Annotated in this window: 18 protein-coding genes and 1 tRNA gene; 10 read left to right on the forward strand and 9 right to left on the reverse strand. The window is 69.0% G+C overall.

What is annotated here, in order from left to right; genetic code table 11:
- Positions 1-19 precede the first annotated feature (19 nt).
- Positions 20-940, reverse strand: a complete 921-nt coding sequence (locus tag AC1C2T_RS13115) for an RNA polymerase sigma-70 factor (RefSeq protein ID WP_495385606.1) — start codon at positions 938-940, stop codon at positions 20-22.
- Positions 941-1,038: 98 nt separating this feature from the next.
- On the opposite strand from AC1C2T_RS13115, the gene AC1C2T_RS13120 reads away from it, so the two are divergent.
- The gene (locus AC1C2T_RS13120; RefSeq protein WP_495385607.1) at positions 1,039-1,974 is read left to right on the forward strand and encodes an NAD-dependent epimerase/dehydratase family protein; all 936 of its coding nucleotides are present in this window, start codon (positions 1,039-1,041) and stop codon (positions 1,972-1,974) included.
- A gap of 80 nt (positions 1,975-2,054) precedes the next feature.
- Positions 2,055-2,975 (forward strand): cation diffusion facilitator family transporter, encoded by a 921-nt coding sequence (locus AC1C2T_RS13125; protein WP_495385608.1) that lies wholly within the window; start codon positions 2,055-2,057, stop codon positions 2,973-2,975.
- Between the two features lie 73 nt (positions 2,976-3,048).
- On the opposite strand, the gene AC1C2T_RS13130 is transcribed toward AC1C2T_RS13125, so the two are convergent.
- The 5 genes from AC1C2T_RS13130 to AC1C2T_RS13150 form a co-directional block, all read right to left on the reverse strand.
- On the reverse strand, positions 3,049-4,263 hold the full coding sequence (locus tag AC1C2T_RS13130; protein WP_495385609.1) for an epoxide hydrolase family protein: 1,215 nt from the start codon (positions 4,261-4,263) through the stop codon (positions 3,049-3,051).
- Positions 4,264-4,273: 10 nt separating this feature from the next.
- Positions 4,274-4,951, reverse strand: a complete 678-nt coding sequence (locus tag AC1C2T_RS13135; protein WP_495385610.1) for a helix-turn-helix domain-containing protein — start codon at positions 4,949-4,951, stop codon at positions 4,274-4,276.
- A gap of 58 nt (positions 4,952-5,009) precedes the next feature.
- Complete coding sequence (locus tag AC1C2T_RS13140; protein WP_495385787.1) at positions 5,010-5,750, reverse strand: DedA family protein; 741 nt, start codon at positions 5,748-5,750, stop codon at positions 5,010-5,012.
- 178 nt (positions 5,751-5,928) lie between these two features.
- Positions 5,929-6,582 (reverse strand): biliverdin-producing heme oxygenase, encoded by a 654-nt coding sequence (locus AC1C2T_RS13145; protein ID WP_495385611.1) that lies wholly within the window; start codon positions 6,580-6,582, stop codon positions 5,929-5,931.
- A 76-nt stretch (positions 6,583-6,658) separates the two neighbouring features.
- Entirely contained in the window at positions 6,659-7,132 is a 474-nt protein-coding gene (locus tag AC1C2T_RS13150) for a MarR family transcriptional regulator (protein WP_495385612.1), read from the reverse strand.
- 76 nt (positions 7,133-7,208) lie between these two features.
- Between AC1C2T_RS13150 and AC1C2T_RS13155 the strand changes: the two genes are divergently transcribed.
- Together AC1C2T_RS13155 and AC1C2T_RS13160 are read left to right on the forward strand one after the other, a co-directional pair.
- On the forward strand, positions 7,209-8,423 hold the full coding sequence (locus AC1C2T_RS13155; protein WP_495385613.1) for an FAD-dependent oxidoreductase: 1,215 nt from the start codon (positions 7,209-7,211) through the stop codon (positions 8,421-8,423).
- A 10-nt stretch (positions 8,424-8,433) separates the two neighbouring features.
- A complete protein-coding gene (locus AC1C2T_RS13160) occupies positions 8,434-9,300 on the forward strand; it encodes an LLM class flavin-dependent oxidoreductase (RefSeq protein ID WP_495385614.1) in 867 nt (288 codons plus the stop codon).
- A 2-nt stretch (positions 9,301-9,302) separates the two neighbouring features.
- On the opposite strand, the gene AC1C2T_RS13165 is transcribed toward AC1C2T_RS13160, so the two are convergent.
- The 3 genes from AC1C2T_RS13165 to AC1C2T_RS13175 form a co-directional block, all read right to left on the reverse strand.
- Positions 9,303-9,452 carry a hypothetical protein gene (locus AC1C2T_RS13165; protein ID WP_495360550.1) on the reverse strand — a complete coding sequence of 50 codons (150 nt, stop codon included), beginning with the start codon at positions 9,450-9,452 and terminating at the stop codon, positions 9,303-9,305.
- 107 nt (positions 9,453-9,559) lie between these two features.
- Positions 9,560-9,641: transfer RNA gene (locus AC1C2T_RS13170), tRNA-Leu, on the reverse strand.
- A 16-nt stretch (positions 9,642-9,657) separates the two neighbouring features.
- On the reverse strand, positions 9,658-10,935 hold the full coding sequence (locus tag AC1C2T_RS13175; RefSeq protein WP_495385615.1) for an acyltransferase family protein: 1,278 nt from the start codon (positions 10,933-10,935) through the stop codon (positions 9,658-9,660).
- Positions 10,936-11,074: 139 nt separating this feature from the next.
- Here AC1C2T_RS13175 and AC1C2T_RS13180 point away from each other — a divergent pair, with 139 nt between their 5' ends.
- From AC1C2T_RS13180 to AC1C2T_RS13205, 6 genes are all read left to right on the forward strand, one after another.
- The gene (locus AC1C2T_RS13180) at positions 11,075-12,307 is read left to right on the forward strand and encodes a TadA family conjugal transfer-associated ATPase (RefSeq protein WP_495385616.1); all 1,233 of its coding nucleotides are present in this window, start codon (positions 11,075-11,077) and stop codon (positions 12,305-12,307) included.
- Positions 12,304-13,164 carry a type II secretion system F family protein gene (locus AC1C2T_RS13185; RefSeq protein WP_495385617.1) on the forward strand — a complete coding sequence of 287 codons (861 nt, stop codon included), beginning with the start codon at positions 12,304-12,306 and terminating at the stop codon, positions 13,162-13,164. Before AC1C2T_RS13180 ends, AC1C2T_RS13185 begins: the two co-directional genes overlap by 4 nt.
- A complete protein-coding gene (locus tag AC1C2T_RS13190; protein ID WP_495360546.1) occupies positions 13,152-14,105 on the forward strand; it encodes a type II secretion system F family protein in 954 nt (317 codons plus the stop codon). Before AC1C2T_RS13185 ends, AC1C2T_RS13190 begins: the two co-directional genes overlap by 13 nt.
- Positions 14,106-14,180: 75 nt before the next feature.
- Positions 14,181-14,348, forward strand: coding sequence for a hypothetical protein (locus tag AC1C2T_RS13195; protein WP_495360545.1), 168 nt, complete (start codon positions 14,181-14,183; stop codon positions 14,346-14,348).
- Positions 14,345-14,773 carry a TadE/TadG family type IV pilus assembly protein gene (locus AC1C2T_RS13200; protein WP_495360837.1) on the forward strand — a complete coding sequence of 143 codons (429 nt, stop codon included), beginning with the start codon at positions 14,345-14,347 and terminating at the stop codon, positions 14,771-14,773. The genes AC1C2T_RS13195 and AC1C2T_RS13200 overlap by 4 nt, the downstream gene beginning before the upstream one ends.
- Positions 14,748-15,215, forward strand: coding sequence for a TadE family protein (locus tag AC1C2T_RS13205; RefSeq protein ID WP_495360544.1), 468 nt, complete (start codon positions 14,748-14,750; stop codon positions 15,213-15,215). The genes AC1C2T_RS13200 and AC1C2T_RS13205 overlap by 26 nt, the downstream gene beginning before the upstream one ends.
- The last annotated feature ends 2 nt before the right edge of the window (positions 15,216-15,217 follow it).

The raw sequence follows: 15,217 nt of genomic DNA on the forward strand, positions 1-15,217 counted from the left end.
CGAAGCCCGAGCGCGCCGACTACGCCTCCGCGTCGGCCGAACTCATGAGCGCGGTGAGGTCGCCGACCTTTCCGAGGTGACCGAGCTTGTCGGGATTCAGCTGGTTCGCGACCGTGTGCACCGAGCCGCCCTCGACGTGCACCATCAGCACGCTGAGGATCGCGCCGTCGGGCCCCGTGATCCGCAGCGCCGGAGCGCCGTTGACGTTCATGCGTTCGAGCCGTACACCCAAGCTCTCCCCGCGGCGGGCGAGTCCGACCAGGAACCGCGCGACGGCGACGGCGCCGTGCAACGGTTGACGGATCGCCGGCGCTCGACCGCCGCCGTCGCCGTAGAACACGACGTCGTCGGCGAGGGCGCCGACGAGCCGGTCGACGTCTCCCGCCTCGAGTGCGGCGAAGAACGCGTCGGTGAGTGCGGCGTCGCGTTCGCTCGCACCGTCGAATCGGGGCCGTCCGTCGGCGATGCGAGCCTTCGCCCGGTGGAAGATCTGGCGGCATGCGGCCTCGTCGCGCTCGACGATGCGGGCGACAGCCGGATAGTCGTAGGCGAACACCTCGCGCAGCAGGAACACGGCGCGCTCGACCGGTCCGAGCCGCTCGAGCACCGCGAGGAACGCGAACGAGAGCGTCTCATCGCGTTCGACCCGGTGCGCCGGGTCGGCGTCGTCATCCGGCAGCGGCTCGGGCATCCAGGGGCCGACATAGACCTCACGGGTGCGCCGGGCCGAGCGCAGCGCGTCGATCGCGAGGCGTGTGGCGACCGTCGCGGCGAAAGCGTCGGGATTGTCGATCGTCTTGCCCGCCGCCTGCCGTTCCTGCAGTCGCACGTACGCGTCTTGCACGACGTCTTCGGCTTCCACCACGCTGCCGAGCATTCGGTAGGCGATGGAGAACATGAGCGGGCGCAGTGCGTTCTGCGCCTCGCCGGTGACCGCCATGGTTCGAGGATGGCACAGAACTCCGGCTATCACAGACCCCCGCTGTCACAGATGCGGGTGATCGATCGTCGAAGGGGGTGAGAGAGAAGGAGATCGACATGCGAGTGTTCATCGCCGGCGCCACGGGCGCCATCGGATCGAGACTGGTACCGCTGCTCGTCGCTGAGGGGCACGAGGTCATCGGTACGTCGAGGAAGCCCGACCGGCTCTCGGCGATCGAGGCGGCCGGAGCACGCGCCGTCGTGATGGACGGCCTCGACGAGGCATCCGTGCGTACCGCCGTGGTCGATGCGCGGCCCGACGTGATCGTCCACCAGCTGACCGCCCTCAGCGGGCAGGCCGGCGACATGAAGCACTTCGATCAGGGCTTCGCGGCGACGAACGCCTTGCGCACGCGGGGCACCGACCACCTGCTCGCCGCCGCAGCAGAGGCGGGTGTCGGGCGCTTCATCGCGCAGAGCTACACGGGCTGGCCGAACGAGCGCACGGGCGGGCGGGTGAAGACCGAGGAGGACCCGCTCGACTCGAACCCGACGAAGGCGTCGCGCGAGACGCTCGCCGGGATCCGGTACGTCGAGCAGCGGACGACGGATGCCGGGGGCCTCGCGCTCCGCTACGGCACCCTGTACGGCCCGGGCAACGACATCGGTCGTGGCGGCTCGATCGTCGAGATGGTCAAGGCACGCAAGCTGCCCGTCGTGGGAGGCGGCACGGGGATATGGTCGTTCTGCCACATCGACGACGCGGCATCCGCGGCGGCTGCGGCCGTCACACGCGGCGCGCCGGGCGTCTACAACATCGTCGACGACGACCCCGCGCCTGTATCGGTGTGGCTGCCGGAGTTCGCACGCGCGGTCGGTGCGAAGCCGCCGATGCACGTGCCCTCGTGGGTCGCCAAGGCGCTCATCGGCGAACACGGCGTGTCGATGATGACGAAGGTGCGCGGCTCGTCGAACGCGAAGGCGAAGCGAGAGCTCGGGTGGGCTCCGGCATGGCCGAGCTGGCGGGAAGGATTCCGCAGCGGACTCGGCTGACGGCACCGCCTGCGGGCCTGAGAACGCGACTCATTCCTATCTGGGCCGGGTCCCCGGTTCCCGGCTTACGCTGGAATGACATGGCACACGATCACGATCACGCGGGCACCGCGAATCGCACCCGGCTCTGGGTGGCGATCGCGATCATCGGCGCGTTCCTCGTCGTGCAGGTGATCGGTGCGCTCATCAGCGGCTCGCTCGCACTCCTCGCCGACGCGGGCCACATGACGAGTGACCTCATCGGGCTCGTCGTCGCGCTCGTGGCCGCGGTCGTCGCGGCCCGTCCGGCGACCGATCGGCAGACCTACGGATACCGTCGGGCCGAGGTGTTCGGCGCGCTCGTGAATGGCGTGATCCTCGTCGTCGTGGCGGTCTCAGTGGCGATCGGCGCGATCGGTCGTCTGGTGACTGGCGCTGAGGGCGAGGCGCACGAGGTGCAGGGGGTGCCGATGCTCGTCGTGGCGGTCATCGGCCTCGCCGCGAACGTCGCCGCGATGCTCGTGCTCCGCGGCGGTGCGAAGGACTCGATCAACCTTCGTGGCGCATATCTCGAGGTGCTCGGCGACATGATCGGCTCGGTCATGGTCATCGCGGCCGCGCTCGTGATCGTGTTCACGGGGTTCGACGTGGCCGACCCGATCGCGTCGCTGGCCATCGCGGCGCTCATCGTGCCACGGGCCCTCTCACTGCTGCGCGACGTGGCGCGCGTGCTCTTCGAATCTGCACCCGCCGACACCGACGTCGCCGAGATCCGGGCGCACATCCTGCGCACGAAGGGCGTCGTGGCGGTGCACGACGTGCACGTCTGGGCGATCACCTCGGGCTCGCACGTGTTCAGTGCACACGTCGAGGTGGAGCCCGAGGTGTTCGCCTCCGGCCGAGCCGGCGAAATGCTCGATGAGCTCGGCGGATGTCTCAGTGATCACTTCGACGTCGCGCACTCGACGTTCCAGCTCGAGCCGGCGGGTCGTGCCGAGCGGGAGCAGCCGCAGCATCCGTGACGGGCGCGACCTGCGCAGCTCGCCGGCCCCGTCGACCGGCGGCCCCGTCGACCGGCGGCCCGTCGACCGGCGGTCAGACGGTGAGCAGTCGTGCGAAGAACGCCCGGATGTCGCCGATCAGCTCGGCCGGCACCTCCATGGCCGGGAAATGCCCGCCGGCGGCGTGCTCGTTCCAGTACTGCAGATGCCCGTCGGGGTCGAGGATCCGCCGCATGAGCGGCTCCTCGCCGAACGCCGACATGCCGACGGGGCGGTCGTGACTGCGCCCCCAGGCGACCTGGGCGTGCGCCGCCTCGTAGATCATGTTGGCGGCACCGTCGCCTGCGCGGCCGAACCACGACACCGCGACGAGCGTGAGGAGGGCATCGAGATCGACCGCGTCCTCGGGCAGGGGGCGTGCGGGATCCGTCCACTCCTGGAACTTCTCGACGATCCACGTCGCCTGCATCATCGGCGAGTCGGTGAGTCCGTACGCGATGCTGAGCGGCCTGGTCGCCTGCACCTGCAGGTAGCCGAAGTCCTCGCCGCGCGCAGCCTTCAACTGTTCGTGCCGCTCGCGCTCCTCATCCGCGAGGTGGCTCGTCGACGGCGTGTACTGCGTCGCGATGGCCCCCGGATCGGTTGCGATGATCGATCCGAGCACGCGTTCACCCGCGTCGAGGCAGAGCTGATCGCTCACTCCGGCACCGACGTCCTCGCCGAACACGCCGTATCGCTCGTAACCGAGCGCCATCATGATGCGGTCGAAGGCCGATGCGGTGCGTGCGATGTCCCAGCCATGGCCGGTGAGCGGCGTCGAGAACCCGAACCCCGGCATCGACGGGGCGACCACGTGGAAGGCCGGCCCTGCGACATCCGTGCCGTTCAGACCGGCCAGTTCGGCCGCGATGCCCGCGAACTCGGCGAACGATGTCGGGTAGCCGTGACACAGCAGGAGCGGCACCGCATCGGGGTGTGGCGAGCGCACGTGCAGGCCGTGGATCGGCTGACCGTCGACCTCGACGCGGAACTGCGGCAGCTCGTTCAGGCGCGCCTCTGCGGCCCGCCAGTCGAAGTCGTCGCGCCAGTAGCGTGCGAGCCGGCGTGCGTACGGCACCGGGGTGCCGCGTCGCCAGTCGTCGGAGAGCGTGGCCGGATATCGGGTGCGTTCGAGCCGATCCCGCAATTCGGCGAGATCCGTCTCGGGAATCGCGATCGTGTACGGCAAGACATCCATGGCGGCTCCGTTCGGTCGGTACCAGCCGAGTGAAGCGGATGCCGCGGCGCACGTCTTGAACCGGAGCGACACGCCGCGGTGGTCAGACCGGTTCGCTGCGCCCGCGCGACTGCGCCGGTGTGTACCCCGTGAGGCGCTTCACATCGCGGCTGAGATGCGGCTGGTCGGCGTACCCGAGGGCGTAGGCGACGTCGGCGATCGCCGCGCCGGCCTGCAGCCGGGCGACCGCCTCGCGGGCTCGCGTGATCTGTCGTACGTGTCTCGGGCTGAACCCGGTGGCCTTCGCGAAATGGCGCTGCACGGATCGGGCGGACACCCGTGACGGGACTCCGCGAAGTGCGGCCTCGACGACGCGGTCGTGGGCGAGCAGGCCATGGTCGGCGAAGCCGTCGACGAGGTCGTCGACGGCGGCGTAGTCGGGGAACGGCCACGCGATGCCCGCGAATTCGAAGACCGTCGGCTCTGGCATCCGGAGCACGATCGTGCGGTCGCACATCTCGCACGCGGGCACGTGCGTGAAGTAGCTGCCCTGCACGAACCGCACGCCGACGTTCCGCCCGCCCGCGTGGTACGGCACTGAGGTCGGTTGCGATGACGGGCCGCTCAAGAGGGTTCGCGGGCCATCGGCGAGACGCGAGAAGATCATGTCCCAGCACGCATCGGCGGCGGCGAGATAGACGCCGTCACTTGTATCGAGCGTCTGCCAGATGACGTCGACGAAGGTGGAGCGTGAGGCTTTCTCCTCGTAGAGGAAGCTCATGCGGCCGAGTGTAGCCCCGTCGGCGGTGTGCCGCCGAGTCTCTGCCCTGCGCCGGTGCCTAACGCTCTTCGGGGCCGCGTTCGAAGACCTCGGGGTCGAGCACGAGCTGCTCCGCCTCCTCGTGGTCGGTCACGACATCGGCGCCGGCCGCAGCAGCCTTTTTCGCCTTGCGCGCGGAGGCGAAGTAATGCCAGAGCGTGGGGATGAGGGTGAGCACAACTGCGCCGATGAGGATGACGTCGATGTACTCCTGCACGAAGAGGGAGAGCGGTTCGATGTAACCGACGAGGAAGCCGAAGTAGGTGAGCCCGGCGCCCCAGATGAGCGCGCCGATGAGGTTGTACAGCGAGTACTTCTTGTAGTTCATGTGCCCGACGCCCGCGGCGACGGGCGCGAACGTGCGCACGATCGGCACGAAACGGGCGAGGATGATCGCGAGCGCGCCGAACCGCTCGAAGAACGCGTTCGTGCGTTCGACGTTCCTCACGCTGAACAGGCCGGATTCCTTGCGTTCGAATATGCTCGGACCGAACTTGTGGCCGATGAGATAGCCGACCTCGCCGCCGAGGAACGCGGCGATGCTGATCGCGAGGCAGACCCACCAGATGTCGACGCCGAAGACGAGCGAGGTGTGCGTGAGCAGGCCCGAGATCACGAGCAGCGTGTCGCCCGGCAACAGGAACCCGAAGAGCAGACCGGTCTCGGCGAACACGATCGCGCAGACCACGACGAGTGCCCATGGGCCGGCGCCGGAGATGATCGTCTCGGGGTCGAGCCACGGGATGAGCGCGGTATGGATCACGGGGAGGGATCTCCTGTCGTCGTCGGGCACAGCGCAGCGTTGATGATGGTGGCGTTCTCAGCAGGCGGCGTGGTTTCGTTGCAGTCTACCGAGGGCGGATGCGGGCGACATCCGACTGGAGGATGACCCGGCGAGGCGGCCGTAGCTCCCGGGTAGGGGCGGCGTGTAGGCCCGGTCAGCCGGCGAGCGCCTCGAAGATCGCGCCATTGAGCCGGAATGACTCGCGTACCTCGGCGATCAGCTCGTCGACCTGCTCGGGCGAGAGAGCGAGGTCGTTCATCGCCTCGCGGTAGCCGCGCTTGTAGCGGACTACGCTGTCTTCGGCGATCTCGAACCGGTAGAAGCCGAGTTGCTCGGGGGTCGCGCCGTAGTGTCGCGCGACGAGCCGTGCGATGGCCTGGCCACCCGAGAGATCGCCGAGGTAGCGGGTGTAGTGGTGGGCGAGGAAGCGCACGTCGTCGTCGGCGATGGCGCGGAGATGGGCGACGTACTCGGCTGTTGCAAGCAGCGGCGGATGCGTGGTGCGCCAGTCGGCGGCGCCGAGTGCGGCGAGGTCGGTCTCGATCGCGGCGAGACGTGCGAGCGCGGGGTCGAAGACCGCGGGGTCACCGTCGCGACTACCGCGCTCCTCGAGTGCTTGGTACACCCAGCCGAACTGTGCGAGATAGCGCGTGTACTCCGCAAGCGAGAGTTCGCCGCCCATGAGTTGCACGATGTATCCGCGTGATTCGGCGGCACGGTGGTCGTCGGCGGATGCCGCGCGCACGAGTGCAGCGACGTCGATGGGTTCGGTGCCGGGGCGTGGCGCAGTCGGGGGAGCGATCGGCATGACGACCCTTCGGGGGAGGTGAGTTAGGTAAGGGTTGCCTCACAAGCCTACGGGGCGAACGGCTCGGTGGGAAGCTTCAGCGACCGCGGAGCAACTCGATCTCCTCGCGATTCACCTCGGCCGCGCGCGCGAAGAGGTCGTTCGCGAAAGCGAGCTGTTCGTCGCTCAGGGTGTCGAGGTACGCGTTCCAGCGGGCCCCGACGCGGCCGTAGACCTCCCCGAATCGCGTGTAGATCGCGACGGGGTTCGCGGTGACGATGACGCGGCGCCGGTCGTTCGGATCGCGGTCGCGCGTGACGAAGCCCTCGCGCTCGAGTCGGTCGATCGCGGTCGTGATGGCGCCGCCGGCGGTGAGTCCGGCGCGATCGGCCAGCTCGCCGGGGGTCGCCGGACCCTCGCTGATCAGCAGGCTCGCGCACTGCAGGTCGGTGCCGTTCAGACCGCCCCATTTCGCGACGGCGTCTTGGAAGAGCACGGCGCGGGCCATGAATTCGCGCATCACCTCGCCGGCGCGCTCCATCTCTCGCGCCCGTGTTGACGCCTGTGCCATCATCGCGTATTCTCTCTACTATCGAGAGACTCGGAAATCGAGACTCTCGCATCACAGTCTACTGAAGGAGCATCCCATGCCACGCGCGCTCATCATCGGAGGCGGCGTCGCGGGCCCCGCCACTGCCCTCTTCCTGCAGCGTGCGGGGTGGGAGATCGAGATCTTCGAGGCCGCCGCCGAGCCCGACGCGTACGCGGGGCTCTTCCTGAACGTCGCAACCAACGGGCTCGCCGTCCTCGACGAGCTCGGCCTGCGCGATCAGCTCGTGGCCGAGGGGCATCTCTCGCCCCAGATGGTCATGTGGTCGAGCACGGGTCGAGAGCTCGGCACCGTGCCGAACGGCCCCGCCCGCGAACCCGAACGGGGAAGCGTGGTGGTGCGCCGCGGTATCCTGCACCGTGTGCTGCGCGAGGCCGCACAGGCAGCCGGCATCGCCTTCACCTTCGGTGCGCGGCTCGAACGCATCGAACAGACGGATGCCTCGGTGCGGGCGATCTTCGCCGACGGCCGCACCGTGACGGGCGACGTGCTCATCGGAGCCGATGGCGTCGGCTCGCCCACCCGTCGTCATATCGACTCGGATGCCCCGGCACCCCTGTATTCAGGACTCGTCGGTCTCGGCGGCTTCGCCCAGGTGCCCGGTCTCGCGCCCACGCCGAGCGCACAACACATGGTGTTCGGGCGGCGCTCGTTCTTCGGGTACCTCGTGCGCGACGACGGCGAGGTCTACTGGTTCGCGAACGTCACCCGAGCCGATGTCGATCGGGCCGAGCTGCGATCCGTGACGGGCGAGGAATGGCTCGCCCAGCTGCGCGAACTGCACGCCGACGACCCCGCTCCCGTGCCGCAGATCCTCGAGCACGTGAACGGCGAGCTGCGCGGCTACCCGATCGACGATCTCGCGCACGTGCCGCACTGGAGTCGAGGGCGCGTCGTCGCCGTCGGCGACGCGGTGCACGCCATCTCGCCGAGCGCCGGCCAGGGGGCATCCCTCGCCCTCGAAGACGCGATCACGCTCGCACGCTGCCTGCGCGATGCGCCCGACCGTGCGGCGGCGTTCACCGAATACCAACGGCTGCGGCAGCCCCGCGCCGAGGCCGTCGTCGGGTACGCGCGGGCGATCAACAAGCAGAAGCGCGTCACGAAGTCGCGGCTCGGCATCGCCATGCGCGATGCAATGCTGCCGATGTTCCTGAAGAAGGCCCGCGATGACACCCGCAACGACTGGCTCTACAACCACGAGATCGCGTGGAGCGAACCGAGCGAACCTGTTGTCGGAGGCCGGCTGTAGCGTCGCCCGCATGAAGCACGGGTTCATCTTCACCGGTACCGATCCGAACCTCGCGGTCGAGCTCGCGCCGCTCGCTGAAGCGGCCGGCTGGCACGGCTTCTTCGTGTGGGAGGGCATCTGGGCCACCGACCCCTGGGCCACGCTCGCGGCAGCGGCGATGGTCACCGAGCGCATCCGCCTCGGCACGATGCTCACGCCGGTGCCACGCCGCCGCCCGTGGGAGCTCGCCGGGCAGACCATGACCGTCGACCGGCTCTCGGGCGGCCGCGTCATCCTCTCAGCCGGGCTCGGCGTCTCCGAGGCCGAGCCCCGATTCTGGATCTTCGAAGACGACCCCGGCCGCAAGCATCGCGCCGAACTGCTCGACGAGTCGCTCGAGCTCATGCAGCAGCTGTGGCGCGGCGAGCCGTTCGAGTACGAGGGGCAGCACTATCGGGCCGCGCGCACCGAGTCGATGCTGCCGCCGGCGATCGTGCAGCAGCCCCGCATTCCGACGTGGGTCGTCGGGCTCTGGCCGCGCATGAAGTCGATGCGCCGTGTCGTGGCGTACGACGGGTGGATTCCGAACTACGCGCCGCCGGGGGCGTCGCCCGCGAGCCCCGAAGAGCAGGCGCGGCTCTTCACTCCCAAGATCGCGGCCGAAGCGATCGCGTGGATACATGCTGAGCGTGAAGCGCTGGGTCTCGCAGATCAGCCGTTCGACGTGATCCAAGAGGGCACGACGAGCGGCACCGATACCGCGGCCGACGCTGCCATCGTGCAGCAGTGGGCCGACGCGGGCGCCACCTGGTGGCTCGAGTCCGATTGGTCGGTGCCGGCCGAGCGCATCGAAGCGTCCGCTCGCGAGCGCATCGCCGCCGGGCCGCCGAGAGGCTGAGCTCAGTCGGAGGGTTCGTCCTTCGCGATCTCATTGCCGTCGGCGTCGTACTCGATCCAGTCGTCGTCGATCTCTGGCGACTGTTGCTGCGGGCGATTGGGATCGCGGTCGAGACCGAGCGGCTCTTCAAGGGGATCGACGAAATCAGTCATGGCCAGCTTCCTCTCGTCTGACGCCGTCGGAATGACGGCCCTGAGACGAACGTAGCGCGACAACGCGAGCTGCGACATCCGTGTTCGCCGGCTCGCACGATCGATCGTGCGGAAGGTGGGACTCGAACCCACACGCCCGAAGGCACAGGAACCTAAATCCTGCGTGTCTACCGATTTCACCACTCCCGCGAAGTGCCCGATCAGTCTAGGCGTGTAGCGGGCGCCGCCCTCGGAGCAACCACACTGCCGTAGCGAGTGACGCGGCGCCCGCGAGGGCGATGGGGAGGTCGAGGAAGAACTCCATGACGGCGAACGCCGGGAGGAAGGCGAGCGCGGCTGCAGTCCACGTCGCCGCGGCATCGGGACGCCGGAGGCCGTCTGGGATGGCCGTCGACGCCGTCTCGAATCGGGCGAGCGGCACGGTGATGAGCAACACGATCGCCAGCACGATGACGAGCACGATCGGCCGCGTCGCCCACCAGGCGTCGCTGCCGGGAACCGGCGAGAGCGATGGAAGCAGCAAGGCGACGCCCGACACCGCGATGATCACCGGCAGATGCCAGAGGTAGACCGTCATGGCGCGAGCGCCCACGAGGAACACCGCCTTCTGCATCGACGATCGCCGCATCAGGGCCGCGAGAGGGCGGTGGAACACCGCGAGGAGGCACACCTGGGCGATGCCGAGCAGCGCGAGCGGCAACGTCGGCGGGTTGAGGTTTGCGAGCATATCGGGGGAGTACAGCCCGAGGGCCACGAGCGCACCGATCATCGCGTACGCGATCACGACGACGCCGAGGAGAGAGGTAAGGCGCTGCGCCCGGAACCAGCCATCGGCGTACCAGAACCCGAGTTGCTGCACGAAGAACCACACGAAGACGAGGTTCACGAGGCCGATCGCGGTGACGCCGATCGTGATGCGGACGGCATCGATCACGACAGCGCCGATGAAGAGAATCAGCATGGTGCGTGCGGGTGCGATGGTATGCAGCCGAAGCATCGTCGGAGCGAACGCCTGCGCGAGCAGGAACGCCGCGATGAACCAGAGCGGGGTACCGACGCCCGTCGCCACAGTGTCGAGCAGTGCGGGGTCGCCGCCGGCGACCGTCGCAGCTCCGAGGGCGACCGAGAAGAAGATGAAGAGCGGCAGAGCGGGTCGGGCGAGACGCAGCACGCGACCGCGGACGAAGTCGACCTGGTCGCCCCCGCGCTTCTCGAGGCTGCGCCAAGCGGTCAGCGCTGTGAAGCCGCCGAGCGCGAAGAAGAGCGGCATGATCTGCCCCACCCATGTCGCGCCCGCGAACCACGGCTGCGCCTCGAGCGGGCGCGAGGCGATGATCGCCCCGTCAGGGCCGAATCCGACGCCGATCATGAGCAAGTGGATCACCACGACGAACAGCACGCACGCGACGCGGGCGAGATCGACGACCAGGTCGCGCTTGGCGAGCGCGGCGCGGGCGACGTCGGGATCGAGGGCGATGCTCATGGGTTCTCCATTCGGGTGTGTCGATCATAGTGAGCGGGGCGTCGGCTGCGATGACGGCGCGGGCAGCCTTGTGGGAGCGAAGTCCGCGCCTGTGGATAACTTCGGGTCGGGGCATCCGCTGCACCGCATGATGGATGCCATGACCGATCCCGTGCGCACCATCGCCGACCGGGTGCGCACACGGGTGCTCCGCGACGGGGTCGATCTCACGCGCGATGAGTCGGCGGCCGCGCGCTACGCGCATGAAGAGGTACGGCGCTACAGCGAGCGCGCACTCGCCGGCGCGCATGCCCAGCTCGGCGACGAGCACGGCATCGCTCGCGACGTGGTCGCCTCGATCACCGGTTACGGTCAGCTGCAGCCCTACTTCGACGACCCCGAGGTCGAAGAGATCTGGATCAATGCGCCCACCAAGGTGTTCGTAGCCCGCCACGGCGTGTCAGAGCTGACGACCGTCGTGCTCTCGGATCGCGAGGTGCGAGAGCTCGTCGAACGGATGCTGCAGCACTCGGGTCGCCGCGTCGACCTCTCGTCGCCCTTCGTCGATGCCTCGCTGCCCGACGGCTCGCGGCTGCACGTCGCCATCCCAGATGTCGCGCGGGCGCATTGGGCCGTGAACATCCGAAAGTTCCAGCGCCGCATCCGCTCGCTCACGCAGCTCATCGAGCTCGGCTCCCTCACGCCGCACGCCTCCGAGTTCCTGCGCATGAGTGTGCTCGCCGGCACCAACATCCTCGTATCGGGTGCGACGCACACGGGCAAGACCACCATGCTCAACGCACTCATGTCCGGAGCGCGCGCGAGTGACCGGGTCGTCACCGTTGAAGAGACGTTCGAGCTCGATCTCGATGTGCGTGACCTCGTGGCGTTGCAATGCCGTCAACCGAGCCTCGAGGGCACTGGTGAGATCACGCTGCGCCGGCTCATCAAAGAGGCGCTGCGCATGCGGCCCGACCGGCTCATCGTCGGCGAAGTGCGTGAAGCCGAGAGTCTCGACCTGCTCATCGCGTTGAACTCGGGCCTGCCTGGCATGTGCACGATCCACGCCAACTCTGCGCGCGACGCGCTCGCGAAGCTCTGCACGCTGCCTCTGCTCGCGGGGCGCAACATCGACTCCTCGTTCGTCGTGCCGACCGTCGCAAGCTGCATCGACCTTGTCGTGCATCTCGCGATCGATCGTGACGGTCATCGTCGGGTCTCCGAGATCACCGCACCGACCGGCGTATGCACCGGGGCGTCCGTCGACGCCGACGCGGTCTTCGTCTCGCGCAATGGCGAGCTCGTCGCTACAGGCGCGCCGCCGGCACGACTCGAGAAGTACCGTGCCATGGGGCTGGACCCCGGCATCGTGCTCACGGCGGCCCACCGATGAGCCTCGTGCTCGGGGCGCTGTTGGGCCTCGGTGTGCTGCTGGCCTTCTCCCCGCTCATGTGGCCGGCCAGGGGTGCGCGTGCCGAGGGCCGTGCCGGGAGCGGACGGGTCCGCGACGAGCTCGCCCTCGCCGGGCTCGGCGGGGTGCCGGTCGCCGTCATCGTGGTCGTCGTCGCCGTGCTTGCGATCGTGTGCGGCGCGATCGCACAGGCGGTCTTCATGGTGCCCGTGCTCACCGTGGTTGCGACGATGCTGGGCGCGGCCATCGTCCCGCTGCTCGTGCGCGCGCGGGCCGCACGCCGGCGGGCGACCAATCGCGCGGTATGGCCCGATGTCGTCGACCACCTCGTTGCATCGGTGCGAGCCGGCATGTCGTTGCCCGACAGCCTCGGCGCTCTCGCCGACCTCGGTCCGGCACCGACCCGCTCGGCCTTCGCCGCCTTCGACGACGAATACCGGCGCACGGGCAACTTCGGTGCATGCCTCGACCGTCTGAAGGATTCGCTGGCCGATCCCGTCGCCGACCGCATCTTCGAGACCCTCCGCATGGCTCGTGAGGTCGGCGGCAGTGACGTCACGGCGGTGCTCCGAGGCCTCGCGGGCTATCTCCGCGAAGACGCGGCGCTTCGCGGCGAAGTCGTCGCCAGGCAGTCCTGGATCCGCAACGCGGCCCGCCTCGGCGTCGCAGCGCCCTGGCTGCTGCTGCTCGTTCTCGCTTCGCGACCCGAGACGATCGTCGCCTACGACTCCGCCGCCGGCACCGCCCTGATCATCGCCGGAGTGGTCGTGACCATCGTGGCCTACCAGGCGATGGTCGCCCTCGGCAGACTGCCCGAGGAGCGCCGATGGTTCCACTGAACGGTGTCTCGGCGCTCGGACTCGTCTTCGGCGCAGTGCTCGGCCTCGGACTCTGGCTCGTCGTCTCGGCTGTGCCGCGTGTGGGCCGCCCCAGGCTGGTCGATCGTGTCGCTCCGTACGTCGCCGACATCTCAGCCGAGGCGCGGGCATTGCTCGCGAGACGTCCGGCCGACCCGACGCCGGTGCTGGGATTCCTCATCGGCCCTGCTGCCCGCGCGCTCCGAACGCTCGTCTCGGAGTGGCTCGGCGGTGCCGACACGATCGCGCGACGCCTCAGACAAGCAGGGTCGACTGCGACGGTCGAACGGTTCAGAGGTGAGCAATTGGCGTGGAGTGCCGGGGCGTTCGCCATGGCCTCCGCGCTCGCCCTCCTCTCACCCGCGTTCGGATCGCTCCCCGCGGTCGTTCGCATCGCCACACCGTTCCTCGCGGCGGCGCTCGGTGCGGTCGCACGCGATTGGGTGCTGCAGCGCGCTGCCCGACGGCGCCTCGCCCGAATCTCGGCCGAACTGCCGACAGTGCTCGAGTTCCTGACGCTCAGTCTCACCGCCGGCGAAGGCATGTTCGATGCGATCCGTCGTCTCGCGAGCGTCGGCTCTCGCTCGGGTGAACTGCCGCGAGAGTTCGCCGGAGTCGTTGCAGCGGTCGGCACAGGGGTTCCGCTCGGTCAGGCGCTCGCGCAGCTTCGGGACGATCTGGAGCATCCGGCTCTCTCCCGTGCCCTCGACCAGGTGCTCGGCGCGCTCGATCGCGGCGCGCCGCTCGCGGCCGTGCTTCGTTCGCAAGCCGGTGATGCCCGTGAGGAGGCCAAACGCACGATCATCGAGCTCGCCGGCCGCAAAGAGGTCGCGATGCTCGTGCCCCTCATCTTCCTGATCCTGCCCGTCACGGTCGCGTACGCGCTGTTCCCGGGCTACCTCGTGCTGCAGACGGGATTCTGATGAACCGCAGCACCGATGACGACGACCGTTCAACCCCGTGCACCGAAGTCAGGTGCACCGACGAAAGGAAACCCAATGCGCAGATGGATCGAGCAACGGATCCGCGACGAACGAGGCGACGTACCCGGCTGGGTGCTCATCACGCTCATGACGGCTGGACTGGTCATCGTAATCTGGGGGCTCGCCGGTCCGGCCCTGTCCGGCGTCTTCGACCAGGCGATCAACCGCGTGCTCGGGGTCTGAGCAGCCGGGCGCTTCCTGCACGGCTCCGGGAGTCCGCGCAGCGACTTGCGAGGCAGGAGCGGGGCTCAGCGGTCGCCGAGTTCACTCTCGTGGGCATCCTGCTCACGGTGCTCGCGCTCGCCGTGGTGCAGCTGGCGTTGGCCCTTCACGTGCGAAACACCGTGCTCGATGCCGCAGCCGAGGGAGCCAGATACGCCGCGCTCGCCGGCTCGAGCGAAGGCGCAGGCATCGCCCGCACGCGCGAACTCATCGCCGCTGCCGTATCGACCGACTACGCGAAGGACATCGAGGCGGGCATCACCACTGTGGGCGGCGTTCCCATCGTGTCGGTGACAGTTCGTGCCCCGCTGCCCGTCGTGGGGTTGCTCGGCGTCGACCGTGCGCTGGAGGTGACGGGGCATGCTGCGCTCGAAGTTCTCGAATGAGTCGGGATCGGCCTCGCTCGAGTTCCTCACGGTCGGCATCATCCTGCTCGTGCCGCTCGTCTACCTCGTGCTCGCCGTCGCGGCGATTCAGGGCGGTGCGCTCGCAGTCGAGGGCGCGGCCAGGCAGGCGGCGCGGGTCGCCGTGCAAGCGATCGATGCAGGGGCAGCGGATGCCGCGGTCGAACGTGCCGTGCGAGTGACGCTCGACGACTATGGGGTCGATGCCGACGCGGCATCCGTTACCGTCTCGTGCTCGCCCTCCGGCGACTGCCTCGCTCCGGGCGAGCGAGTCCGAGTGTCCGTCACGGCCACCGTGGCGCTGCCCCTCGTGCCCGACTTCCTCTCGCTCGACCGGGCCACGAGCGTGCCTCTCGAGGCGAGCGCCACCCAGACAGTGTCGCGCTTCGCGGCGACCACGACAACAGGCGGCACCCGCCCATGACT

The sequence above is a fragment of the Agromyces sp. Y558 genome (assembly GCF_059445415.1).

Excerpts from the sequence above, each read along its gene's own strand:
- AC1C2T_RS13115 (WP_495385606.1), bottom strand. The coding sequence starts at position 940 with ATGGCGGTCACCGGCGAGGCGCAGAACGCACTGCGCCCGCTCATGTTC.
- AC1C2T_RS13120 (WP_495385607.1), top strand. The coding sequence starts at position 1,039 with ATGCGAGTGTTCATCGCCGGCGCCACGGGCGCCATCGGATCGAGACTG.
- AC1C2T_RS13125 (WP_495385608.1), top strand. The coding sequence starts at position 2,055 with ATGGCACACGATCACGATCACGCGGGCACCGCGAATCGCACCCGGCTC.
- AC1C2T_RS13135 (WP_495385610.1), bottom strand. The coding sequence starts at position 4,951 with ATGAGCTTCCTCTACGAGGAGAAAGCCTCACGCTCCACCTTCGTCGAC.
- AC1C2T_RS13145 (WP_495385611.1), bottom strand. The coding sequence starts at position 6,582 with ATGCCGATCGCTCCCCCGACTGCGCCACGCCCCGGCACCGAACCCATC.
- AC1C2T_RS13150 (WP_495385612.1), bottom strand. The coding sequence starts at position 7,132 with ATGGCACAGGCGTCAACACGGGCGCGAGAGATGGAGCGCGCCGGCGAG.
- AC1C2T_RS13155 (WP_495385613.1), top strand. The coding sequence starts at position 7,209 with ATGCCACGCGCGCTCATCATCGGAGGCGGCGTCGCGGGCCCCGCCACT.
- AC1C2T_RS13160 (WP_495385614.1), top strand. The coding sequence starts at position 8,434 with ATGAAGCACGGGTTCATCTTCACCGGTACCGATCCGAACCTCGCGGTC.
- AC1C2T_RS13165 (WP_495360550.1), bottom strand. The coding sequence starts at position 9,452 with ATGACTGATTTCGTCGATCCCCTTGAAGAGCCGCTCGGTCTCGACCGC.
- AC1C2T_RS13175 (WP_495385615.1), bottom strand. The coding sequence starts at position 10,935 with ATGAGCATCGCCCTCGATCCCGACGTCGCCCGCGCCGCGCTCGCCAAG.
- AC1C2T_RS13180 (WP_495385616.1), top strand. The coding sequence starts at position 11,075 with ATGACCGATCCCGTGCGCACCATCGCCGACCGGGTGCGCACACGGGTG.
- AC1C2T_RS13185 (WP_495385617.1), top strand. The coding sequence starts at position 12,304 with ATGAGCCTCGTGCTCGGGGCGCTGTTGGGCCTCGGTGTGCTGCTGGCC.
- AC1C2T_RS13190 (WP_495360546.1), top strand. The coding sequence starts at position 13,152 with ATGGTTCCACTGAACGGTGTCTCGGCGCTCGGACTCGTCTTCGGCGCA.
- AC1C2T_RS13195 (WP_495360545.1), top strand. The coding sequence starts at position 14,181 with ATGCGCAGATGGATCGAGCAACGGATCCGCGACGAACGAGGCGACGTA.
- AC1C2T_RS13205 (WP_495360544.1), top strand. The coding sequence starts at position 14,748 with ATGCTGCGCTCGAAGTTCTCGAATGAGTCGGGATCGGCCTCGCTCGAG.